Origin of the sequence: Embleya hyalina (assembly GCF_003967355.1) — a bacterium.
Lineage (GTDB): Bacteria > Actinomycetota > Actinomycetes > Streptomycetales > Streptomycetaceae > Embleya > Embleya hyalina.
On record NZ_BIFH01000016.1, the window covers coordinates 514,290 to 529,609 of the forward strand.

Below are 15,320 nucleotides of genomic sequence, written 5' to 3' on the forward strand. Positions count from 1 at the left end.
GCCCGTCGGGCTCGACGGGGTCGGCAGCGGGCGCGGAGCGGTTCCGGGCCGGCGCCGGACGGGTACGCCGACCGGAACGCGGTCGATCCGGGGATGCGACCAGGGCCGCCGGCCGAACCGACGCCGCGACGCGGGCGGTTCGGCCGTCCGGCTCGGGCTCCGGCTCGGGCTCCGGCACGAGGCTCGGGCTCAAGGCTCGGGATCGGGCTCCGGCACGAGGGTCGGGAGGGCGCGGCGCCCTCCCGACCCCGGGGCTCAGGAGCCGGGGACGCCGCCGATCGCGGGCGGCGTCGGCGGGTTGCCCTCGACGACCGTGCCGAGCGTCTGCTTCCAGACCGTCTGCCACGAGCCGTCCTGGCCGATCTTGCGCAGCCAGTCGTTGACGAACGTCTTGAACGCGGCGTCGTCCTTCTTGAGGCCGATGCCGTACGGGTCGGCGGTGAACGGCTCGCCCACGACGGTGGTGTCGGGGTTCTGCTTCACGTCGGCCACCAGCAACGCCTGGTCCTGCACGTACGCGTCGCCCCGGCCCTGGCGCAGCGCCGTCACGCACTCGGGGTCGCTGCCGAAGGTGACGACCTTCGCGTCCGGCGCGACCTGCTTGATCGCGGCGATCGCGGGCGTGTTGGCGCCGGCGATCACGGTCTTGCCGTTCAGGTCGGCGGGCGTCTTGATCCCGCTCGCGCCCTTCTTGGTCAGGATGGCCTGGCCGGAGGAGTAGTACGGGCCCGCGAAGGCGACCTGCTCGGCCCGCTTCGGGGTGATCGTGTACGTCTGGAAGACCACGTCGACGGTGCCGTTCTGCAGCAGCGCCTCACGCGTCTCGGTGGCCGAACTGACGATCTTCACCTCGGGCTTGCCGATGATGTACTTGGCCAGCAGTCGGCCCATCTCGGCGTCGAACCCGTCGGTCTTGCCGGATATCGGGTTGAGCTGCGACCACAGCGGCGCGTCCTGGGAGCCGCCGACGATCAGGTAGCCGCGCTCCTTGATCTTGGCCATCGTGGAGCCGGGCAGGATCGCGGCGTCGGGCGCGCCCTCGGCCTTCTTGGCGACGTCCTCGCCGGCCGGCTTTCCGCCCGGGACGGCGTCGGACGAGGAGTCGCTGGAACAGGCGGCCAGCACGCTCAGGGACAACGCGGCCAAAACGGCCGGAACGGCGGTACGCAGCCGACGCGATGACGCGCCGGAGCGCGGGCGACGCAGGGGGAAGCCGGACATCGGGGCCTTCCTTTGCAGCTAGGCAGGGGTACAGAGGGGACGGGACGGACGGGCCCGGAGGAGCGCGGGCGTCAGTGGCTGAGCACCTTGGACAGGAAGTCGCGGGCGCGGTCGGTGGTGGGGGCGGTGAAGAAGGTGTCGGGCGTGCCGACCTCGACGATCTGACCATCCGCCATGAACACGACGCGGTCGGCGGCCCGGCGGGCGAAGCCCATCTCGTGCGTGACCACGACCATGGTCATGCCCTCGCGGGCCAGGTCGACCATGACGTCCAGGACCTCGTTGACCATCTCCGGGTCGAGCGCGCTGGTCGGCTCGTCGAACAACATCACCTTGGGCTGCATGGCCAGCGCCCGGGCGATGGCGGCGCGCTGCTGCTGACCGCCGGAGAGCTGGGCCGGGTAGTGGTCGGCCTTGTCGGCGATGCCGACCCGGTCCAGCAACTCCCGGGCCCGGTGCTCCGCGTCGGCGGCGGACAGACCCTTGACCCGGGTCGGGCCGAGGGTCACGTTCTGCAGCACGGTCTTGTGCGCGAACAGGTTGAACTGCTGGAAGACCATGCCCACTTCGGTGCGCAGCCGAGCCAAGGCCCGACCCTCGGCGGGCAGTTCCTCGCCGTCCAGCAGGACCACGCCCGAGTCGACGTTCTCCAGCCGGTTCAGGCAGCGGCACAGCGTCGATTTCCCGGCGCCCGAGGGGCCGATCAGTACGACGACTTCGCCGGCCGCGACGGTCAGGTCCACGTCGGTCAGCACGCGGACCGCGCCGAACGACTTGTTGATGGCCCGCGCCTCGACCATGGGCGTCATTACGGCGGAAGAAGGCGACGCGGGCTTCATCTGCGCTCCATCTTTGTTCGGAATCGAAGTTTCAGGTGACAGTAGAAGCGAGATTCGAATAAAGTCAATGCCTTGCTGGTTATTACGGGGTGTGCTATTCCTGTCACTGCCGTACCGCAGCAGGTGTGCCTCGAACGGGAGTGGAACGTTGGGTGGAAGCGCGGGTGACCTGGTGCGACTGGTGGCCAAGGGGCACGGTCGATCCCGGGCGGAACTCGCCCGGTTGAGCGGCATGGCACCGTCGAGCGTGTCGCTGCGCGTCGAGGAGCTGATCGAGGCCGGCCTGCTCCGCGAGGACGGCGAGGGCGCCTCCCGAGGCGGCCGCCGGCCCCGACAGTTGCGCCTGCACGAGAACGCGGGCGTCGTGGTCGCCGTCGACGTCGGCACCCACCATGTGCGCATGGCGGTGCTGGACCTGGCCGGCCGGGTGCTCCTGGAACACGAACTCCCGGGCGAGATCGCCGAAGGCCCCGAGCGGGTGATCGAACGACTCCTGGACAACCTGCGCATGACGCTGCGTCAGGCCGAGGTCGAACACCTGCCGCTGCTCGGCGTCGGCATCGGCATGCCCGGACCCGTCGACCCCGGCGCCGCCAAGGTGGTCGCCCCGTCCCGGATGCCCGGCTGGAACGACTTCCCGATCGGCCGCCGGATGAGCGAACTGCTCGGCGTGCGCGTGGTGGTGGAGAACGACGCCAATCTGATGGCGGTCGGCGAACACCGCTACGGCTGGCCGGACCGGGACAACCTGATGGCGGTCAAGGCCGGCACCGGCATCGGCTGCGGCATCATTGTCTCCGGTCGGCTGCATCGTGGACGCGGCGCCGCCGGCGACATCAGCCACGTCCCCGTACACGTACCCGAGCCGGTCACCTGCTCGTGCGGCCACTCCGACTGCCTGGAGGCGCACGCCAGCGGCGCGGCGCTGCGCCGCATACTGCGCGCGCAGGGCATCGAGGTCTCCTCCTCGCGCCACCTGGTCGATCTGGTCAACGACGGCGTGCCGGAGGCGACCACGCTGGTGCGCAACGCGGGCCGGCTGGCCGGGCAGGTGCTCGTGCCGCTGGTGAACTTCTTCAACCCCGACGTGCTCGTCCTGGGTGGCGGTCTGTCCGCCGCCGAGCCGTTCGTGGCCGCCGTACGCGGGGCGATCTACGAGCGCTGCCTCCCGTTGGCCACCCGCGACCTGGAGATCGCCACGGCGGTCACCGGCCGGGACGCGTGCATGTTGGGCGCCGGCAGTCTGGTCCTGGACGAGGTGCTCGCGAGCGAGTGGGTGGACGACACGCTGGCCGCACGCTGACCCGGGAACGGATCTTCTCAACCTCTGGATGTAGAGCTACTGTGGCGTCCGTCAAGTTCACGCTATATATCGAGACGGTGTCGAGGAGGTCCGCGTCATGGGCTACCAGGTGAGTACCGTCGATCCGGCGCGCACCGCGCTGATCGTCGTCGACGTCCAGCACGACTTCATCTCTCCCGGCGCGCCGCTGGAATCGCCCGCCGGGCGCGCCATGTTGCCCACCCTCGCCGGCCTGCTCGACCTCTGTCGCAAGGCGGGGATCATGGTCGTCTACACCGCGCACGTACACCGGGCCGACGGCTCCGACCGGGGGCGCTACGCCGACCTGTACCCACCGATCGCGTCGGGCGAGGCGCTGGTCGACGGCACGCCCGGGAGCGAGATCCACCCCGACGTGGCACCCGCCGAGGGCGAGGCGGTGATCAAGAAGCACCGCTACAGCGGATTCCACGGCACCGACCTGGACATGCTGCTGCGCGGTCGGGGCATCACCACGGTCGCGGTGACCGGGGTGACCACCGAGGACTGCGTGCACGCCACCGCCCGGGACGCGATGTTCCGCGACTACTGGACGCTGGTGATCGCCGACGCCTGTGCCACCTACGACCACCCCGACCTGGGGTGGGGCGCGATGTCGGCCGAGGAGGTGCACCGCGCGGCGCTGGTGGTGCTGGCCCAGTCCACGGCCGACGTGGTCACCTCGGAGCAGTTCGCCGGACGGGTGCGCGAGGCGGGTGTCCGGGCCGCTTCGTAGCGCTGTGATTTAAAAGTTGCGCAAGTTCGCAACTATCGGAGCTTCGTGCGCGTTCCTATCTGCGACCGCACATCTCCGAAAGGAATGCACCACATGGTGTTCAACCGTGTTCTCGATGCCATCGGCGTGGGCGCCCCCGACGTACGGACGGCGTTGTCGACGCCCATGACCCGCCCCGGCGGAACCCTTCGGGGCGGGGTCGTCCTCGTCGGGGGCGGTCGCCCCGCCGAGGTCGGGGGCGTGACGTTGTCCCTGGTCCTGTCGACCGCCGCCGGCATCGGGCGTCCCGCCGGCGCGGGTGACGGCTCCATCCCGTTCGCCGACGTCGTGGTGAGCGGCCCGCTGCGGCTGGCCGCGCGGGAGGAGCGGGAGTTGCCGTTCTCGTTCCCGGTGCCCTGGGCGGCGCCGTTCACCACCATCGCGGGGCAACGCCTGGCGAACCCGGTGGTGGGGCTGCGCACGCTGATGGCCCTGGACGCCGGCCGCCGCCGGCACGCCGTCGACGCGGTCGACATCGACCCGCTGCCGGTGCAACAGCGGGTCCTGGAGGCGGCGTTGGCGCTCGGCTTCACCTTCAAGGACGCCGATCCGACGATGGGCCGGTTCGGCGCCGAGCAGGACCTGCCGTTCCGCCAGGAGGTCGCGTTCCACGCCGCGCCGCGCTACGCCGACAGGTGCCGGGAGGTTGCTCTGTCCTTCCGTTCCACCCCGAACGCCACGCACGTCTCGGTGCGCGTGGGCCCGCGCGGCGAACCGTTCGGCCTCGGCCTGGGCGTCGACACCGGCACCCGCCTCGACCACACCGACCTGAGCAAGGACCTCGCGGGGACCGTGGACACCTGGATCCGGCGCGCCGTCGAGGAGTACGCGGCGCGGACTCCGTACGGCGGTTCGTCGTACGACGCGACGCGACCGAGCCCCTGGGTGAACACCGGCGCCGAGGCCGGATCGCGGGGCGGCGGCTCCGGCCTGGGCGGGATGGTCGGTGGCATGGCCACCGGCGCGGCGGCGGGCTTCCTCGGCGGCATGCTCGCGGAGGAGGTCTTCGGCGACGACGACTGAGTCACGAGCCGACGCCGGCCCGCCGCCGACGCACGGTCGGCGGCGGGCCGGCGCCCGGGATGCCCCGGCGGCCGGGGGCGGAGGAGCGGGTCGAGGCCGAAGCCGGGGTCGAGGACGGCCGGGGGTCGTGACGGGGTGCGCGCACGACCGACTGCTCCCGACCGGGAACGCCGGGCCGCCGTCGGCGAGACACCCCCCCCGCACCGAAGCTGCCGGTTTATCGCGTTTGGCGCACACGCGAGGCCGGGTGGCTTTACCGTCTGAGCGGGAGACGGTGCGCGGAAGCCGATCGGGGGGCGTGCGATCGCACGCCGGGCGGTGGGGCGACGGCCATGGGCCGGGCGTCGGGGTGGCGGACGGTCCGGCGGCGGATGGTGGGGAGACTGATGGTCGGGCGCCGGGCGGTCGTGCGGCAAAGGGTTGTCCGGCACACGGGTGCGCGCCGGACGGCCGCGCGGCGCGTGGTTGCTCGGCGGACGGTCGCGCGACCGGGTACGGGTGGGCCGCCGGGTGACACCTCCGGGGGCTCAGGCGCCGAGGGGCTTGCCGGGCTCCGCGGGCCGGCGCGTGTGTTCGAGCCGGTCCAGTTCCACCGCGATCGCCTCGGACATCAGGTCTCGGGCGCGGTCCACCGACATCAGGCCGCTCAGCCAGCGGCCGCTCAGGCCCTCCAGGAGCGCGGTCAGGCGCTCCGCCGCGGCTCGGGTGGCGGGGAGCGGAGCGGTCGGGATCGCGTCGGCGACCAGTTCGCCGATCTCCTCGGACCACTCGTCCGTGGCCTTCGTCAGGTCCTCGCGGAGGGATTCGTCGAACACCGCGCTGGCGCACAATTCGCCCCAGGCGACGCTGTTCTCCCGCACCTCCGGGGTGTCCTGGAGTTCCAGGAGCAGGCGATGGGTCAACTCGTCGCGCGCCGGCGCCGGCTCCTCGTCCGCGTCCCGTTCGGTGGTGTACCGGTCGGCGCGGTCGTTGATGAACGCCAGCGTCGCCCGCAGTACGCCGGTGCGGTCCTTGAAGTGGTAGTAGACCAGCCCCGTGGACACGCCGGCCTCGGCGGCCAACTCCTCGACGCGCAGGCCCCGCACGCCCCGGCGGGCGATGACGCGGGCGGCGGCTTCCATGATCGTGGTGCGACGGTCGGACACAGGGCGACACCCTATCGTCGGCCGGCCCGTCCTCGTCGCGACGTCCCCCTCGGTGTCCGAACTCCTTCGAACCCTCGATCGATAGCGGCCCGGCTCGATCATGGTTCGACAGGAGACGAGAACCCGGGATCCGAATGTCGCATAAAAGCATCATCCGATTACAGGTAGTGCTGAGACTCTTTGGATGGGGTACCTATCGACGTGCTCGACGGGCTCCTCAGGCACGCCGGCACAGGACTGGGGGCGGACATGATCAGGGTTCTCTTGGTGCACGACACGGAGTTGATGAGATCGGCGCTGACCGCGCTGCTCGATCGGGAGGAGGACATCGAGGTGGTCGCCGAGAGCTGGGAGAGCGCTCCCGACCGGGCCCGCGCCCAACGTCCGCACGTATGCGTGGTGGACGTGGACTGTCCGGGCGCATCCCGTTTACCGAGTCGACCCGTGGATCGGGACTGCGCACTGTTGGTGCTGGCCACCACCGCGCGGCCGGGCAGCCTGCGCCGGGCGGCGGAGGCCAAGGCGCTGGGCTTCGTGGACAAGGATGCCCAACCGCTGCAACTGCCACGCGCGATAAGACTCATGGCCACCGGCCGCCGCTACGTGGACGGTACGCTCGCGCTCGACCTGCTGCGCGCCGCGACCGCGCCGCTGACCCCCCGCGAACTGGGCGTGCTCTCGCTCGCCGCGAAGGGTGCCTCGGCCCCGGAGATCGCCCGCAGCCTGCGGCTGAGCATCGGGACGGTGCGGAACTACATGTGCGCGATCACCCGCAAGACCGGTGCCCGCAACCGGATCGACGCGATCCGCATCTCGCGCGACGCCGGGTGGGTCTAGCCCCCGTTCGCCCGGCGGATCCGGCGGGGCCGCGCCTCCTGGCCCCGCGCCCCGCAACCCCGCCCTCGCCGCACCCGGAGCCCGGACGGCCGATCAGATGCGTTCCGCGTGCCACCGGCCGACCAGGTCGCGGTACAGCGGTGACCGGTCCAGGAGTTCCCGGTGCGTTCCGCACACCGCGTGCACCCCGTCCAGCACCAGGATCCGGTCGGCCCGATGCGCCGAACTGATCCGGTGGGCCACCACGATCAGCGTCCCGGGCCGTGCGGCGAAGGCCCGTTCGGCCCGATCCTCCGCGGCCGGATCGAGATGGCAGGTGGCCTCGTCCAGCACCACCAGGGGGGCGGGTGACAGGTGTGCCCGGCCGAGCGCGATCAGCTGGCGCTCGCCCTGGGACAGGGCGGCGGGGTCCACCGGCGCGTCGAAGCCGCCCAGTCGGTGGACCAGGGGCAGCAGACCGACCTCGGCCGCGGTCGCGGTGAGCGCGGCGGGCGACGCGCCGTCCGGGCACAGGTACAGCAGGTTCTCCCGGACGCTGCCGGTGAACACGTACGCCTGCTGCGGGATGAGCACGCGTCGGCGGGAGGGTTCGGCGGGGATCGGCGCGACCGGTCGTCCCGCCACCCGGATCTCGCCCCGATCGGGTGCGAGCAGGCCGGCGATCAGCGCGGCCAGCGTCGACTTGCCGATCCCGCTGGGGCCGACCACCACGAGGTGCTCGCCGGGTTCGACGGTCAGATCCAGGTCGCGCAGGACCGGTTGGGCGTTCGGGCCGTACGCGAAGGTCAGCCCGCGGATCTCGACCCGGGCCGGGGCGCCGCGCTCGGTCGAGGGGCGGCCCTTCTCGGCGACCGGCGTGCCGGGCAGCGCACTTCGCGAGCCGGACGTCAGTCGATCGAGCACCACCAGCAGCCGCGTCCCCGCCGCGCCGAGCGCGTTCATCAGGGTGTGCAGGGCCGGCAGCAGGGCCTGGGTCAGGTAGGTCAGCGCGCCGAGCAGGGCGCCGGCGGTCAGCCCCTGCCGCAACAACCAGGGCGCGGTGACCAGGAGCAGCAACACCGGCAACTGTCCGGCCACGCCCAGCGCGACGGTACGGGCCGCAGCCCACCGGGCCAGGACTCGCGCCGCCCGGGCCTCGGCCTCGATCAGGGCGTGCGTCCGAGCCGCGACCGACTGCCCGGCGCCCGCCGCCAGTACGTCTCGCAACCCCTCGGCGACCGCGCCGAGCTGCGTCGACAACGCCTCGTCGGCATCGAGGAACACCCGCTGCCGAGCCGCCATCGGTGCCAGTGTGGCCAGGAACAGCGCCAGGCCGAGCACCAGCGGAGGCAGCACCACGATCAGCAACTCCGGGGCCAGCGCCCCGAGTCCGATCAGCACGCCGACCATGGTGAAGACGAACGAACGGGCCACCAGGACCAGTCCGGCGAAACTGTCCCGGGCGAGTTCGGTCTGGTTGGTCAACCGCGACACCACCGCGCCGTCCGCCGCGCGCGACGGGGCCTCGATCGCCTCGGTCAGGGCCCGGTCGGCCACCCGGCGGATCAGCCCGTCGCGCAACGGCTCGACCAGGTCGGCCAGTCCGCGAAACACCCCGCCGGTGGCGGCCCCGCCGCAGATCACCGCCACCGCCGCGACGGCCAGCCAGGCGAGGCCGGTACCGGTGTGACCGGCCAGGAAGCCGTGGTCGAGCGCCATCGCCACGCCGTAGCCGCCGAGGAAGGTCTGCGCCGACTCCAGGAGCGACCACGCGCCGAGCCGGACCAGCACCCGCTTGCGTCGGGCCAGGAAACCCCGGGCCAGGGCCGGCACCCCGGAACGCTCCACGCTCACATGCCCTCCCGGGCCGAATCCCCGGCCGAGTACCGGGTCGCATCCCCGATCGCCCCGCACGTGGAACCGGTTCCCGGGGCCCCGCCGAGCGCTTCGGTGGCGACGAACACCGCCCGGTAATCCTCCTCTTCCTCCCACAACCGCTCGTGCGTCCCGACCGCGCGCACCCGGCCCGCCTCCAGCCACGCGACCAGATCGGCCCGGGCCGCCGAGGACACCCGGTGGGCGATCAGCAGCCGGGTCCCCGCGCGGACGTCGTGGACCAGGGCCCGATCCACCCGCAGTTCGGTCACGCTGTCCAGGCTGGAGGTCGCGTCGTCCAGCACGAGCAGCCGGCCCGCGTGCGCGAACGCCCGGGCCAGGCCCAGGCGTTGCAGTTCGCCGCCGGACAACGGCGCGGTCGCACGCGGTGCGGCGTATCCGCCGGGCAGCAGTCGGATGAAGGTGTCCGCGCCGGCCGCCGCGGCGGCGGCCTCGATCCCGGCGGGCCGCGGTCGGTAGGGCCCGAAGGCGATGCCGTCGGCGATCGTCTCGCCGAACAGGGCGGGCCGTTCGAAGGCGTACCCGACCTCGCGGCGCAACCGTGCCGGATCGATCTCGGTCAGCGGCACACCGTCGAGCAGCACCACGCCCGCGTCCACGTCGCACAACCGCCCGGCGACCGCGGCGAGCGTCGACTTGCCCGCGCCGGAGCGCCCGACCACGGCCATCGTGGCGCCGCCGGGTACGACCAGATCCACGCCGCGCAACACCGGTTCGCCGCCCCGGAGCACGGTGACCCCGCACAGTTCGAGCCGGCCGGGGCCGTACGCCGGCAACGCGCGGTCGCCGTGCCGCATCGGCGGGATGGCGAGCAGTTCGGCGGTGCGTCGTGCGGCCGAACGGCTGCGCACCAACGCGTCGAGACCGCCGACCGCCACGCCCAGCCCGGCGGCGAGCGCGGTGTAGCGCGAGGCGGCGAGCAGTTCGCCCACGGTCAGGTGCCCGCCGGCCAGCCGTACCCCGCCGACCGCGAGCACCGCCGTGCTCAACAGCGGGACCAGGATGCCCGCGCCCGCCATGGCCCGCCCGTACACCCGCCACATCCGCCGCCCCTGCGCGTTCAGCCGGGGCAACGGGTCGAGGATCCGCCCGAGTTCGCGGGTCGAGCCGCCGGCCGCGGCGATGCTCCGGGCGCCGCCCAGGGCCTCGACCAGACGGGTCGCGATCTCGCCCTGGACCTGCTGGTAGCCGGAGACGCTCTCCGAGGAACCGCGGGCGAAGGCGCGCAACAGCCAGATCAGCAGCGGTACGCCGGCCAGGAACACCGCGAGCAGCCAAGGGTCGATCACGCCCAGCGCGACCAGACCGCCGATCGGGACGAACAGCGCGGCCAGGCCGGCGGCGGCGGTGGTCGGCGCCGTGCTCGCCTCGGCCACATTGCCGGTCAGCCGGGTGACCAGGTCGCCCGGCGGGTGTTCGCCGGCCCGGTGCGGGGCGAGCGAGAGCAGGTGGTCCACGCCGAGTCGGCGCAACCAGGCGGCACTTCGGGCGGTGACGACCCCGCCGAGCAGGGCCTCCAGGGCGGTGCAGACGATCTCGGCGACGATCAGCGCCGCGCACAGGACGACCGCGCCGTGCAGGCCGTCGGCATCGTCGAGCAACAGGTCGAGGGTGCGACCCAGGACGGCCGGGAGCACGATCGCCACGCCTGCGGCGACCGCGCTGCACAGGAAGACGGCCGCGGTGCGGCCCGGGCTGTGCCGCACGGCGCCGGCCAGCAGCCGGGCGGTCGCGGGGGGCACGGCCGATGCGCCGTCGGGGGTGCGGTCCGTGGCGGCCATGCCGGCGCGGTTCCTCGCTTTCGTCGCGGGGGTAGTGCACGCATGGCGGTCCCGGGCGGAATGCCGCCGCCCGGGACCGCTGTCGACTCGTCCCGGCTACCTCGGGGTGCTCAGAGCGATGCTCGAAGCCTCCCGAAGAGGGGCAGAGGTCAGTGGCACTGAAGCAGGCTCAGGCTGCTGTTGCCGCAGAGCAGGAGGCTCACGTTGCTGCCGCCGCCGTGGCCGCCGCCGCCGAGCTCGGTCTCCTCCGCCGCCATCGTCTGCAGGTCGAGAAGTGCCATGGTGATCATTCCTCTCGGTAGTGGAACAGGATGGTGCCGCGGCCCGCCCGGAGGGTGGGCCGGTCTTGCCTCGGTCCGCGAAGAACGGACCGGCTTCAGGGCCGCCGGGGCGGCGGGAGGAAGGGCAGGTGCACGGGATGGTCGTGCAGGGAGCCGCCCAGTGCGAGCAGGCAACCGGCGGTGCCGGTGCCCAGGTCCATGGAGAGCCGCATCATCTGGTCTCCCGCGAAGGCGAGTTCGCCCCGGTACGGGATCGCGCCCCAGGAGAGCGTGTCGGTCAGCCGGCGCAGGTCGGCCGCACGTGTGTCGGGTTCGTCGGCGGTGGTGCGGCTCAGGTGCAGGATCATCCCCGCGGTGCCCCGGAACAGGCCGGGGTGAGCGTAGAACCGGGCCCGGGCGGCCCGGGCGATCTCCAGCCGGGCGGCGGCGAATCGTTCGTCGGGCCGGTGCGCGAGGTAGTCGTCGAGGACCATGGCGATGCCGACGCTGCCGGCGCCGAGGTAGGGCATCGTCCGGCGGCCCTCGCTCACGTGCAGGGCGCCGCCGATGGCGACCACACAGCGGGCCAGGTCACCGCGCAGCGCGTCCGCCGCGGCGTCCAACAGGCCCGGGTCGCGGAGCCGGTCGTACAGGCGCAGGAAGAGCAGGGCGCCGCCGGTGGCGCCGTACAGGAGGCCGGCCCGGGTCGACGGGGGCCCGGTGCGGATCCGGTCCGCGACCTGCTCGGCCCAGGCCAACGCCCGGTCGTGCAGGGCACTTTCGCCGGTGGTGCGGGCGAGGTCGTCCAGTGCCAGGCCGAGTCCGGCCAGTCCGCTGTGCAGGTCCACGCCGAGGCCGTGCCGGTTCTGACCGAGGATCAGGTCGACCAGGTCCAGGGCACGGTCGCGGTGGCCCAGGCGCTCCATCACCCACGCCACGCCCGACAGGCCGTCGTAGAAGCCGGGCGGGTTGCCGGCGGGCGGATTCTTGGTCGCGCGCAACAGCCATTCCTCGCCCGCCGGGTGGCGCTCGGCGCCGGTCTCGGCCAGCGCGTACAGCACGCCGGCGGCTCCGGAGCCGAAGCACGCGCCACCGCCCGGGACGGCGAACTGGGCGATGTCGCCCGGGTAGCAGCGGTCCTCGCGGTCGGGGGTGGCGGACAGGGTGATCGCCCGGGCCATCGAGTCGCGGCTGCGCGGCCAGTCGGCGAGGGCCACGGGGAGATAGCCGTCGGAGGCGCAGGCGGTGGGCGGGTGCGAACGGCTCGGTGTGGTGGGCCGGTTCGGCTCGGGGGTCGGTGCGTTCGCGCGGGCGTGTTCGGGCTTCGGGACGTCGGCCCGGGCGTGCTCGGGGGGCGTACCGGATCCGTGCTCGGGTGTCGGATCGTACCCGCGCACGATCTCCTCGACCGCCGGGTCCAGCCGGCCGGCCGGGATCGGGAACTCCGCGAGCGCGACCCGGGCCAGGTGCCGGGCCTTGTTCCGGTCCACCGCGAACAGGCTGGTGAGCGGCAGGAACAGGGCGATCCGCAGGCAGGCGAGCGCGTAGCGGTCGATGTCGAAGCCGCGTCGGTCGGCGGGCGCCACGAAGCCGGGGCTGGCCACCACTTGACGACGTGTGTCGTCGTCGATCGCGGCGGCCTCGAAGTCGAGGAGTGTCACCGACTGTTCGTCCTCGGGGATCATGATGTTGAACAGGTGCAGATCGTTGAAGACCACGCCCCGCGCGTGGATCGCCTCGACGGCCTCGGCCACGAGGTCGTGGATCCGCATGGCCCACGCGGTGTAGTCGGCCAGCGACTCCGGCGTGGGATCCGTCTCGATCAGCGGATGGCGGAGCGCGAAGAGGGTGTTCAGCGGGCGGCCCTCGACGAACTCCAGGACCAGGAAGCGGTGATCGCCGAGGGTGAACCAGTCGCGCACCTCGGGGGTGCAGGCCAGTCCGCTCAGCCGGCGCAGCGCGTCGCGCTCGCGTTCGAGGCGGGTGACCGCGTCCGCGCCGTCGGCGCCCAGTCCGGCGTGCGGGCGGGCCTCCTTGAGCACGACCTGCTCGTCGGTGCGCGGATCCCGGCCGAGGTAGACCCCGCCGCCGTTGGAGAAGTGCAGCGCGCGCTCGATCCGGTACGGGAGTTCGCCGACCGTGGTCGCGGTGCGGGCGGCCAGGTGGGGCTCCAGGAACGCGGGCGGGTCCAGCCACGGCGGTACCCGGAACGTGGGTTCGCGCCGATCCGGGACGAGCGTGCCGGTGTCGTCCTCGATCGCCGGACACAACTCGCCGCGCTCGTCGTGGCAGTTGCGCTCGGTGAAGCCGCCGTAGCGCAGGAACACCGGCCCTTCGCCCCAGCGCAGATCGCTCAGGATGTACGGTCCCGGCTCGCCGGCCAGACGGGCGGACAGCTCCTCCGCGACCACCCGACACTGCTCGTCGTCGGCGGGGTAGACGGTGACGAACTTGCCGCTGGCCGCGCGGTCGGCGTACTTGCCGTTGCGGTTGTGCAGCAGATACGGGCTCGGCATGCACTTGAACGCGATGCCGCGCGGGACGCAGTAGTCCCAGACGACGGTCAACACCCGCTCGGCGTTGGCGTGTACGGCGGAGATGTGGATCTTCCAGCCCTGCTCCGGCAGTTCGCACGGGTCCGGCCGGAACGCGAGCCAGTCGCCCGAGGGATTGCGCAACCAGCCGTCGGGGAGTTCGCGACTCAGCGTGGCGTAGTGCGTGGCCAGGCCGGCGTCGTCCGCGCGCAGTCGATACGGCGCGTCGTAGAACAGCCGATCGGCGTCGCAGAAGACCGCGTATCCCTGATTCATCGCACTCCCATTCCGGAAGACCGGGTGCCAACCGGAACACTGCCGGCGCCCCGAGACCGCCGAAAGTCGCATTCGTCATCAATGCGGAGTGAGGAATTCACGGGCGAGAGCGTGATGGACTCATGGACAAATCGGGCGAGTTGCTGGATGGGTGGGGGTGATGTGCAAGCGGCCCGAAGGGGCCGTGAAAGCGCTACCGGGGCGGCTACCGGCGAGTACGCGTCCGGTGGGGGTGGGGATGCCGCGATGGCGGTGGCGGGGCGCGACGGTGATGGCGGGGCCGCGACGGTGATGGTGGGGATGCCGCGACGGTGATGGTCGGGTCGCCGTGGCGGTGATCGCGACCGTGTCGCGGTGCGGGGGTGTGCGCGGCCGGGGTCGCGTCTCGGCCGGGTGGTGCCGGGGACGGGTGAGCTTCGGGGCGGCCCGTTCGCCCGGTGTCGCTCCGGGTTTGGAACGGGCCGCGTGGGGTGCGGAGTTCAGTGGGTGGTGGGGGTGAACCTGACCGGGGTGCCCGGGGTCGCCTGGGCGGCGGCGGGTAGGTGCTCTTCGGGGACGACGCCGATCACCGGATAGCCGCCGGTGACCGGGTGGTCGGCCAGGAAGAGCACCGGGCGGCCGTCGGGGGGTACCTGTACCGCGCCCAATACCATGCCCTCGCTGGGGAGTTCGTCGGTACGCGCCCAGGTCAGGGCGGGGCCGTCGGTGCGTAGTCCGATGCGGTTGCTCGCCGAGGCCACGGTGTAGCGGGCGGCGCCGAGGGAGTTTCGGGCGGTGACGGTGAACCAGTCCTGCCGGGGGCCGAGCACCAGCGGGAGTACCAGCTCGGTGGGCGGGCCCGATCGGCGGTGGACGTCCGCGCCGGGTGGCGTGGGTCCGGTGGGCTCGCCGAGAGGGAGCAGGTCGCCGTCGACGAGTGGGGCGGGTCCGAGTCCGGACAGCAGGTCGGTGGACCGGCTGCCCAGGACCGGCTCGACCGCCACGCCGCCGGCGAGTGCCACGTAGGTGCGCAGGCCGGCGGTGGCCGAGCCGACCTCCAGGACGGCGCCGGCCGGTACCCGGATCGCCGCGCCCCAGGCGACGGGGCGACCGGCGACGCGGACCGGGCAGGGTGCGCCGACCACCGCGGCCACGGTGGTTCGGCGCACCCGCACGGCGGTGCCGGTCAGAGTGGTTTCCAGGGTCGCCGCTTCGGGCGGATTGCCGACCAGGCGATTGGCGAGGCGGTGGGCCGGCTGATCGAGTGCGCCCGAGCGCGGTACGCCCAGGTGTGCGAAGCCGATTCGGCCCAGGTCCTGGACGGTGGTGAGCGCGCCGGCTCGAATCACCTCGACCGTGCGTGATACGTCACTCACGTGGGTGACCCGAAGCCCCTCCGGGCCCGGATCGCGCTGCGCCGCCTCACCCCGGCCGGCCGCCTCCCGCCGGCGAGC

General features: G+C 72.9%; 12 protein-coding genes. 4 read left to right on the forward strand and 8 right to left on the reverse strand.

Features of this window, described 5'->3' with window-relative positions:
- Window positions 1-255: 255 nt before the first annotated feature.
- Window positions 256-1,221, reverse strand: coding sequence for a glutamate ABC transporter substrate-binding protein (locus tag EMA17_RS12940; RefSeq protein ID WP_126637076.1), 966 nt, complete (start codon window positions 1,219-1,221; stop codon window positions 256-258).
- Window positions 1,222-1,292: 71 nt separating this feature from the next.
- A complete protein-coding gene (locus EMA17_RS12945) occupies window positions 1,293-2,060 on the reverse strand; it encodes an amino acid ABC transporter ATP-binding protein (protein WP_126637077.1) in 768 nt (255 codons plus the stop codon).
- 148 nt (window positions 2,061-2,208) lie between these two features.
- Here EMA17_RS12945 and EMA17_RS12950 point away from each other — a divergent pair, with 148 nt between their 5' ends.
- The 3 genes from EMA17_RS12950 (at window position 2,209) to EMA17_RS12960 (ending at window position 5,179) form a co-directional block, all read left to right on the forward strand.
- The gene (locus tag EMA17_RS12950) at window positions 2,209-3,363 is read left to right on the forward strand and encodes an ROK family transcriptional regulator (protein ID WP_246126624.1); all 1,155 of its coding nucleotides are present in this window, start codon (window positions 2,209-2,211) and stop codon (window positions 3,361-3,363) included.
- 97 nt (window positions 3,364-3,460) lie between these two features.
- Complete coding sequence (locus EMA17_RS12955; RefSeq protein WP_126637078.1) at window positions 3,461-4,117, forward strand: cysteine hydrolase family protein; 657 nt, start codon at window positions 3,461-3,463, stop codon at window positions 4,115-4,117.
- A 93-nt stretch (window positions 4,118-4,210) separates the two neighbouring features.
- Complete coding sequence (locus EMA17_RS12960) at window positions 4,211-5,179, forward strand: sporulation protein (RefSeq protein WP_160161392.1); 969 nt, start codon at window positions 4,211-4,213, stop codon at window positions 5,177-5,179.
- Between the two features lie 527 nt (window positions 5,180-5,706).
- Here the strand turns inward: EMA17_RS12960 and EMA17_RS12965 are convergent.
- Window positions 5,707-6,324: a TetR/AcrR family transcriptional regulator gene (locus tag EMA17_RS12965; protein WP_246126625.1), complete on the reverse strand. Its 618-nt coding sequence runs from the start codon at window positions 6,322-6,324 to the stop codon at window positions 5,707-5,709.
- Window positions 6,325-6,573: 249 nt separating this feature from the next.
- Here EMA17_RS12965 and EMA17_RS12970 point away from each other — a divergent pair, with 249 nt between their 5' ends.
- On the forward strand, window positions 6,574-7,161 hold the full coding sequence (locus EMA17_RS12970; RefSeq protein WP_126637080.1) for a response regulator transcription factor: 588 nt from the start codon (window positions 6,574-6,576) through the stop codon (window positions 7,159-7,161).
- Between the two features lie 93 nt (window positions 7,162-7,254).
- On the opposite strand, the gene EMA17_RS12975 is transcribed toward EMA17_RS12970, so the two are convergent.
- From EMA17_RS12975 to EMA17_RS12995, 5 genes are all read right to left on the reverse strand, one after another.
- Window positions 7,255-8,994 carry an ABC transporter ATP-binding protein gene (locus EMA17_RS12975; protein ID WP_371862992.1) on the reverse strand — a complete coding sequence of 580 codons (1,740 nt, stop codon included), beginning with the start codon at window positions 8,992-8,994 and terminating at the stop codon, window positions 7,255-7,257.
- A complete protein-coding gene (locus EMA17_RS12980) occupies window positions 8,991-10,817 on the reverse strand; it encodes an ABC transporter ATP-binding protein (RefSeq protein WP_126637081.1) in 1,827 nt (608 codons plus the stop codon). The genes EMA17_RS12975 and EMA17_RS12980 overlap by 4 nt, the downstream gene beginning before the upstream one ends.
- Window positions 10,818-10,966: 149 nt before the next feature.
- Window positions 10,967-11,098 (reverse strand): SapB/AmfS family lanthipeptide, encoded by a 132-nt coding sequence (locus tag EMA17_RS12985; protein WP_126637082.1) that lies wholly within the window; start codon window positions 11,096-11,098, stop codon window positions 10,967-10,969.
- 95 nt (window positions 11,099-11,193) lie between these two features.
- Window positions 11,194-13,887, reverse strand: a complete 2,694-nt coding sequence (gene lanKC, locus EMA17_RS12990) for a class III lanthionine synthetase LanKC (RefSeq protein ID WP_126637083.1) — start codon at window positions 13,885-13,887, stop codon at window positions 11,194-11,196.
- 479 nt (window positions 13,888-14,366) lie between these two features.
- The gene (locus EMA17_RS12995; RefSeq protein ID WP_170222158.1) at window positions 14,367-15,242 is read right to left on the reverse strand and encodes a 5-oxoprolinase subunit C family protein; all 876 of its coding nucleotides are present in this window, start codon (window positions 15,240-15,242) and stop codon (window positions 14,367-14,369) included.
- Window positions 15,243-15,320 lie beyond the last annotated feature (78 nt).